The organism is Deltaproteobacteria bacterium, from assembly GCA_021159305.1.
GTDB lineage: Bacteria > Campylobacterota_A > Desulfurellia > JAGGSF01 > JAGGSF01 > JAGGSF01.
The window spans coordinates 1-5219 of sequence record JAGGSB010000024.1; the positions used below are offsets into that span (position 1 = coordinate 1).

Consider the following 5219-nt stretch of genomic DNA (forward strand, 5'->3'; position numbering starts at 1 on the left):
ATAATAAACGGAATAAGTCTTCTCATAAAAACCTTCTTGGGAGTTTTTACGGCAAATCGCAGATTTGTCATTTTCTTTTCCTCCTTATTAAATTTCTCATATCTTTCGGTAATGGAGATACAAATTTTACAACCTGTCTCTTTACAGGATGCACAAAACTCAAAAGATATGCATGTAAAGCCTGCCTTTCAATATTTTCTTCTTCCTTTCCCTTCTTACCACCATACAGTTTATCTCCTACTATAGGGTGTCCCATAAACTGCATGTGCACCCTTATTTGATGAGTCCTTCCTGTTTCCAGCCTAAACAATAAAACTGTTTCATCTTTTAATCTACGAAGAATGCGATAATGAGAAATAGCCCGCTTATCAGAGACTATAGCAAACCTCTTTCTTTCCTTAGGATGCCTGCCTATAGGCTTATCAATTATTCCTTTCTCTTCCTTAAAGGTACCGTAAACCACACCAATATATTTTCTGCCTATTGTATGCTCCGCAAACTGTTGTGATAGCTTTAGATGTGTATATTCATCCTTAGCTAAAACCATCACTCCACTGGTATCCTTGTCCAGCCTATGCACCACTCCGCATCTTACAGGTGCTCCTATGCGAGATAACCTTACACCACGATATAGAAGACCACTTACAATGCTTTTCTTTTCTCTCCCCGCTCCTGGATATACCACAATCCCTGCTGGTTTGTCCACTACAACAATATTTTCATCTTCATAAATTATATCAAATGAAACATCACATGGCTCTACCCGAATAGGTTCCGCAAAGGAAGGATTAATGTAAATCTTGTCTCCTTCCTTTGTAATATAGTTTTTCTTAACCATTTCTCCATTTACGCAAATATTCCCCTCTTTTAACCATCTTTGTATTCTATTCCTGGAAAATCCTTCAAACATACGGTGAAGATAGCTATCTATACGCTCACTTATTTTTCCACCTACTTCTACAGATAGTCTACTGGTTTTCTCTGAATAAGTCTCCAAAGCTCTCATTAGTCTTTTGCTTCCCTTTTAAAATGATGAGAATTTGCTTTTTAGCATCAGGAGGTATGCTGAAATCGTCATTCTCATCCCCCAATGCCTCTTTCATAAAATCTATCCATATAGGCAATGCCACCCGTGCGCCTGTCATGCCTTCGCCTATGGTCTTCCCATCATCATAACCCACCCATACCCCGGTGACAATTTTCGGCGAGAAACCTATAAACCATGCATCCTTAAATCCATCTGTTGTTCCTGTTTTTCCAGCAATACTCTTGTTTAGCACTTTTGCTCTTCTCCCTGTTCCCTCCTCAATTACACTTCTTAACATATTGGTGATAAGAAAACCTGTTGCCTCACTGCATGTCCTTGACAATTTTGCTTTATTTTCTTCTATTGTTTTGCCTTTTTTATCTATAATTTTCCTTACAAAAATGAGGTTCGGTTTTAATCCATAATTATCAAAAGCCGCATATGCTGTCACCAATTCCTTCAAACTTATGCCAAATGAACCCAAGGCTATAGCTAAATTATGGGGGATGTTTGAGGTTATACCTAAAAGGCGAGCATGCGCTATCACCTCATCTATACCCACATCCATAAGTAACCTGATAGTAGCTACATTTATAGATTTAACTAAAGCTTCTCTTAGTGTTACCTCACCTCTGAATGTTCCCTCATAGTTCTGCGGTTTCCACACCTTACCCTTAAATGTAAATACTATCGGTTCATCAATCAATATATCGTTAGGAGAAAAACCCTGTTCTAAGGCGGTTAAATATATAACCGGCTTAAATGCCGAACCCGGTCCCCTTTTTGCCTGTAAAGCGCGATTAAACTTACTTGAAGAATAATCATATCCACCAACCATCGCCTTTACATAACCAGTAGAAGACTCAATGCATAAAAGTGCTCCCTGTAATCCATCATATTTTCCATTCCTTAGTTTCAATATTCCCTTTTGAACTGAACTGGTAGCACATTTTTGTAATGTTTTGTCCATCGTGGTATAAACCCTCAATCCACCCTTATACAATATATCTTCTCCATACTTATTCTCTATATACTGTTTCACATACTCTATAAAATAATTTCCATAAGTTTTCTTCCTTTTTAATACAAATTTTGCCTGTAAAGCATCCCTTCGCTCCTTTTCCTCAATAAAACCTGACTTTACCATTCTGTTTAAGACATAAACCATCCTTTTCTTTGACAATTCAGGATTTTTATAGGGCGAATAAATGGAAGGAGCACGAGGAAGACCAGCGAGTAAAGCTGATTCCTCCAACGACAGGCTTTTTGCACTTTTTGCAAAGTATGTCTCTGCAGCTTGCTCAATACCATAAGCACCACTGCCGAAATAAACAGTATTTAAATACAGATTTAAAATCTGATCTTTGGAAAACACATGTTCCAACCTATAGGCCAAGATAATCTCCCTTGACTTGCGATAGATTGTTTTTTCCGGGGTAAGATAAAGGTTTTTTACCAATTGCTGAGTTATAGTACTTCCTCCCTGGCTCATTTTCCCCAATCTTACATCTTTAATTAATGCTCTTATCATACTCCATACATTAATTGGTCCATGTTCATAAAAGTGTTCATCTTCTGCGGCGATAATTGCCTTTATCATCCAGGGTGAAATATCCTTTAACGGCACAGGTTTTCTTCTTTGAGCGTTAAATTCTCCAATCTTCTCCCCATCTGCAGAGTAAAGGATAGTAGATGTGAAAAGATCATAACTTGAAAGGCGATTAAAGTCAGATTTTGTCTCCAAATAAACGATGGAAAAAAATATCCCTCCACCCAAAACCAAACATATCAAGCAGGTTGCAATTATAACTAAAAGTGTCTTCCATAAAACTCTCATTTATAATTAAAGTTCAGAAATAAATGCCTTAAAAATCTTTACTCCAGCCTTTATCTCTTCCATAGAGGTAGCAAAAGAAACACGAATATAGTCATCTTCTCCAAAACCAATACCTGGAACCACAGCTATATGAGCTTTTTCCAGAAGACTCATAGCGAAATCCATAGACGAATTAATCTCTGTTCCCTCTTTGTAGAGATGAGAAATATTGGGAAATATATAAAATGCACCCTTCGGATTAAAACAATCACATCTGCCAGTAGAGCGAAATTCATTTACAATAAAATTTCTCCTCTCTTCAAATTCCTTTCTCATTTGTTCCACACTGTCTTGAGGACCATTCAATGCTTCTACTGCTGCCATCTGGGCAATGGCTGTGGGATTGGATGTACTTTGAGACTGTAATTTCACAATGGCTTTTACTATTTTTCTGTCTGCTGCCAAATACCCTATCCGCCACCCTGTCATAGCATAACTCTTCGAAACACCATTTACCACCAATGTTTTTTCGTATATATCTTTATCTAAACTGGCAATACTGATATGCTTAATTCCATCATATATAATGTGTTCATATATTTCATCGGATATGATATAAAAGTCATTTTTCAAAGCAACTTCAGCCATATCCTCTAAGTCTTTTCTGCTGTATACTACACCTGCGGGGTTAGACGGAGAACTAAAAATAAGTGCCTTCGTTCTGGGAGATACTGCCTTCTCCAACGCCTCTTTCTTTAACACAAAACCATCTTCCTTCCTGGTGTGAATAATTATCGGTTTTGCTCCTGCATACTTTACAATTGCTTCATAAGTAACCCAGTATGGCGAGGGAATAATTACCTCATCTCCTTCCTCAAATAATACTTGAGCAATATTAAACAATGTGTGCTTAGCTCCTACTGAGACACACACCTGGTCTTTATCATACTTTAAATTGTTTTCCCTCTCAAATTTATTAACGATTGCTTCTTTCAACTCATTGGTCCCATCCACTGGTGTATAGTGAGAATAACCCTCACGAATAGCATTTATAGCCGCCTGTTTGATATTTTCTGGGGTATTAAAATCTGGTTCGCCAGCGCTAAAGCACAATACATTAAAACCATTTTGCATCATACCTTTCGCCCGCATAGTGATACCCAGTGTAAGCGAAGGTTCAATCCTTGAAATTCTCTTTGCTAACAACATTATCTTTTCTCCCTTTTCTGCAATAGATATTTTAACACAACCCCTGGAACAAACTTACTTACATCTCCCCCATTAAAAAATATCTCTTTAACAATGCTGGAACTCAAAAATGAATATTTAATATAAGGCATCATAGAAACCGTTTCAATATTAGGATCTAAGTTTCTATTCATAAAAGCCATCTGCAGTTCATATTCAAAATCAGAAACAGCTCTCAATCCCCTGACGATGACAGTTGCACCGACTTTATGCGCATAATCTATCAAAAGACCATCGAAATTATCCACGGTTACATTGGAAAGCCCAAGTTCATCTACCACCTCTCGTGTAACTTTTACCCTCTCCTCAATATTAAATAAAATATTTTTGCTTATATTGACTGTTACTAAAGGAATAATCAATCTGTCAAAGATATTACTTGCTCTCTTGATGATATCTACATGGCCCTTAGTGATAGGATCAAATGTTCCAGGGTAAACTGCAATAATTTTTTTCATTATTCTTTCCCTTTATATATTGTTAATTCTGTTTCTCCAAATTGCCTATTTCTACAAACATGAAATCCTGCATATATTTCACCCAATTGTATGCTCACTCTATGCTCGATGGTTATTATACAGTTTCCTTTAGCCTTTTGGAATAGTTTTTGTAGAAATTCTTTTCCGCGAGATATATTTAAGAAATCGTATGGAGGATCAGCATAAACAATATCCGCTATTCTTATTAAAGGAAAATTTAAAAATCTCCATGCATCTATTTTATATATCTTATACCTCTCTTTATCATAACGACTTGTTTTTTTTCTTATAATTTCTGAATATTTATAATTCTTTTCTACAAATATAACTTTCTTAGCCCCTCTTTTGAGTGCTTCTATTCCCACAGAGCCTGTGCCTGCGAACAGATCTAAAAATATAGAATTTTCTATCCTTGAAGCAATAATATCAAAAAAGGATTTCTTGACGATGCCCATCGTAGGTCTCAATCCATCTCTTTTCAGTTTGAATCCTCCAAATGTTTTGTTCTAAAGTTCATTCTTAGCAATTCAATCTCAGATATCAACTAAAATTTTTATTTAACAAGCGGTAATGTCAATCCCAACTTTGCCTAAAAAATTAATTGTTGACAAAAAATATTTTGTTTGTTACTGTAACCGTGACAATTAAA

General features: G+C 36.3%; 5 protein-coding genes. All 5 read right to left on the bottom strand.

Going from position 1 to position 5219, the window contains the following annotated elements:
* Positions 1–67: 67 nt before the first annotated feature.
* From J7J10_01645 to J7J10_01665, 5 genes are read right to left on the bottom strand one after another with little or no spacing between them, the layout of a single operon-like run.
* On the bottom strand, positions 68–1006 hold the full coding sequence (locus J7J10_01645) for an RluA family pseudouridine synthase (GenBank protein ID MCD6129644.1): 939 nt from the start codon (positions 1004–1006) through the stop codon (positions 68–70).
* On the bottom strand, positions 969–2864 hold the full coding sequence (locus J7J10_01650) for a penicillin-binding protein 1A (protein MCD6129645.1): 1896 nt from the start codon (positions 2862–2864) through the stop codon (positions 969–971). Before J7J10_01650 ends, J7J10_01645 begins: the two co-directional genes overlap by 38 nt.
* A 6-nt stretch (positions 2865–2870) precedes the next feature.
* On the bottom strand, positions 2871–4052 hold the full coding sequence (locus J7J10_01655; GenBank protein MCD6129646.1) for a pyridoxal phosphate-dependent aminotransferase: 1182 nt from the start codon (positions 4050–4052) through the stop codon (positions 2871–2873).
* Positions 4052–4549: a pantetheine-phosphate adenylyltransferase gene (gene coaD, locus J7J10_01660; protein ID MCD6129647.1), complete on the bottom strand. Its 498-nt coding sequence runs from the start codon at positions 4547–4549 to the stop codon at positions 4052–4054. The genes J7J10_01655 and coaD overlap by 1 nt, the downstream gene beginning before the upstream one ends.
* Entirely contained in the window at positions 4549–5025 is a 477-nt protein-coding gene (locus J7J10_01665; protein ID MCD6129648.1) for an RsmD family RNA methyltransferase, read from the bottom strand. Before J7J10_01665 ends, coaD begins: the two co-directional genes overlap by 1 nt.
* Positions 5026–5219 lie beyond the last annotated feature (194 nt).